The following is a 2,752-nucleotide window of genomic DNA, read 5'->3' as shown; positions in this document are numbered from 1 at the left end:
AAAAAAAGCCCCGCTTTGTACGAGGCTTGTTTGTTGTGTTTTTGTGAGTAATGCACTCGACGTTTTCGTATTTCGAAGAACGTCTGTTTTTTATTCCGCATTTTTGCTTTGCAAAGAATGCTTTGGTTGCGGGAGTAGTATTTGAACCTTTGCCCCATTGATCTGACAGGCTTTTACGTAGTAAACGCCGAGAAGATTTCAGGTTATGAGCCTGACGAGCTACCGGGCTGCTCCACTCCAAGCAATTCGCATAAAGCGAATGCGCTGCACGACCAGACAATTCTGCGAAGAAGAATGTCAAATCGTGACGCGTTGAAGTATTTAATGAGTTATGAGGACGCACAAAAAAACACCCTACTCAAAAGAGAGGGTGCTGATTTGGTTGCGGGAGTAGGATTTGAACCTACGACCTTCAGGTTATGAGCCTGACGAGCTACCGGGCTGCTCCATCCCGCGTTAAAAGCTTTACCTTTTGACGCTGCGTCGCCAGTTAACTTTGCGTAGCAAAGATAACGAGAGACATATTATCGCCAGCTATGTTTGCATTTGCAAACACGCGTCGCACAAACAGACAATTTGCGTTAGCAGATGTCGAGTTGTGCAAGAATACCTAGCGCCACATCTACTATATAGATGTGTTTTTCGTCTCGCACCAAAGTTTTGGGACAAGATTGTCTTATATTCTTTGGATTGAGTAATTTTTGATATTTTTGAGAATATTATATGCGTTTTGCAGACCTGGCAGCGACCTACTCTCCCGTGCCTTAAGACAAAGTACCATCGGCGCTAAGGCGTTTCACGGCCGTGTTCGGAATGGGAACGGGTGCAGCCACCTTGCCATGACCACCAGGTCGGCAAAAAGCATATAATGTTAAGAAACTGGTCGTTATTTTTTTATGGTTTAAGTCTTGCGCTTCGCCCTTTGGGCTCAACGTGCGACATTAAACTGGTATCACTGATATTTCAGTGTTTTCGGCGTTACTGCTAATGTGTTTGTTTTCATAATTTAAAGCATACGTGTCGTCATAGACGTCGCGCACGCTTTAAATCACTAAAATGGACACAAGCAATGAGAACAATCAAGCCAATCGAGCTATTAGTACTGGTAAGCTTCGCACATTACTGCACTTCCACACCCAGCCTATCAACGTGGTAGTCTTCCACGGCTCTCAGGGAATACTCGTCTTTGGGTTAGTTTCCCGCTTAGATGCCTTCAGCGGTTATCTATTCCGTATATAGCTACCCTGCTATGCTGCTGGCGCAACAACAGGTCCACCAGAGATACGTCCACCCCGGTCCTCTCGTACTAGGGGCAGATCCCATCAATATTCCTACGCCCACGGCAGATAGGGACCGAACTGTCTCACGACGTTCTGAACCCAGCTCACGTACCGCTTTAATTGGCGAACAGCCAAACCCTTGGGACCTGCTCCAGCCCCAGGATGCGATGAGCCGACATCGAGGTGCCAAACAACCCCGTCGATATGGACTCTTGGGGGTCATCAGCCTGTTATCCCCGGCGTACCTTTTATCCGTTGAGCGATGGCCCTTCCACGCGGGACCACCGGATCACTATGACCGACTTTCGTCTCTGCTCGACTTGTCAGTCTCGCAGTCAGGCAGGCTTATGCCATTGCACTCAACGACCGATTTCCGACCGGTCTGAGCCTACCTTCGCGCGCCTCCGTTACTCTTTAGGAGGCGACCGCCCCAGTCAAACTACCCACCACACACTGTCCTGGATCCGGATAACGGACCGCAGTTAGACATCCACGAAGATAAGGGTGGTATTTCAAGGATGGCTCCACCCCCACTGGCGTGAGAGTTTCAAAGCCTACCACCTATCCTACACATGCCTTGGCGAATGCCAGTGTGAAGCTATAGTAAAGGTGCACGGGGTCTTTCCGTCTGACCGCAGGAACCCCGCATCTTCACGGGGAATTCAATTTCACTGAGTCTATGTTGGAGACAGCGGGGAAGTCGTTACGCCATTCGTGCAGGTCGGAACTTACCCGACAAGGAATTTCGCTACCTTAGGACCGTTATAGTTACGGCCGCCGTTTACTGGGGCTTCAATTCAAGGCTTGCACCTCTCCTTTTAACCTTCCAGCACCGGGCAGGCGTCAGACCCTATACGTCGTTTTGCAACTTCGCAGAGCCCTGTGTTTTTGATAAACAGTCGCAACCCCCATTTCTGTGCCCCCAATACCTAGTTGCCTAAGTATTGGGCTCCCTTCTCGCGAACTTACGGGAGCAATTTGCCGAGTTCCTTCAACATAGTTCTCTCAAGCGCCTTGGTATTCTCTACCTATCCACCTGTGTCGGTTTCGGGTACGGTTTATACGGTGGAGCTATTTCCTGGAACCCCTACGCGGCCCTTCCAATCCAATAAGGAAGAACAACTATCGGGATCCGTCACTACCACCAAGTACAGGAATATTAACCTGTTTCCCATCGACTACGCATTTCTGCCTCGCCTTAGGGACCGACTAACCCTGCTCAGATTAGCTTTAAGCAGGAACCCTTGGATTTTCGGCGAGAGTGTCTCTCACACTCTTTATCGTTACTCATGTCAACATTCGCACTTCTGATATCTCCAGGAGCCCTCACGGGTCTCCCTTCATCAACTTACAGAACGCTCTGCTACCGCGCATCAAAGATGCACCCATAGCTTCGGTGAATGGCTTAATCCCCGTTACATTTTCGCCGCAAAAACCCTTATTTAGACCAGTGAGCTGTTACGCTTTCTTTA

At 49.1% G+C, this 2,752-nt stretch carries 2 tRNA genes and 2 rRNA genes (1 of these 4 cut by a window edge); all 4 read right to left on the bottom strand.

The window, feature by feature from the left end:
- Positions 1-123: 123 nt before the first annotated feature.
- Positions 124-244, bottom strand: a tRNA-Met gene (locus ABJ081_02385).
- 135 nt (positions 245-379) lie between these two features.
- A tRNA-Met gene (locus ABJ081_02380) sits at positions 380-456 on the bottom strand.
- Positions 457-736: 280 nt separating this feature from the next.
- Positions 737-851 (bottom strand): 5S ribosomal RNA (rrf, locus tag ABJ081_02375).
- A 224-nt stretch (positions 852-1,075) separates the two neighbouring features.
- Positions 1,076-2,752 (bottom strand): 23S ribosomal RNA (locus ABJ081_02370); it runs 1,119 nt beyond the window's last position.

The organism is Hyphomicrobiales bacterium, from assembly GCA_039989895.1.
In the GTDB taxonomy this organism is placed as follows: Bacteria; Pseudomonadota; Alphaproteobacteria; order Rhizobiales; family JACESI01; genus JACESI01.
Note: the sequence above shows the minus strand (reverse complement) of the source record. Positions and strands in the feature narration are given on the sequence as shown.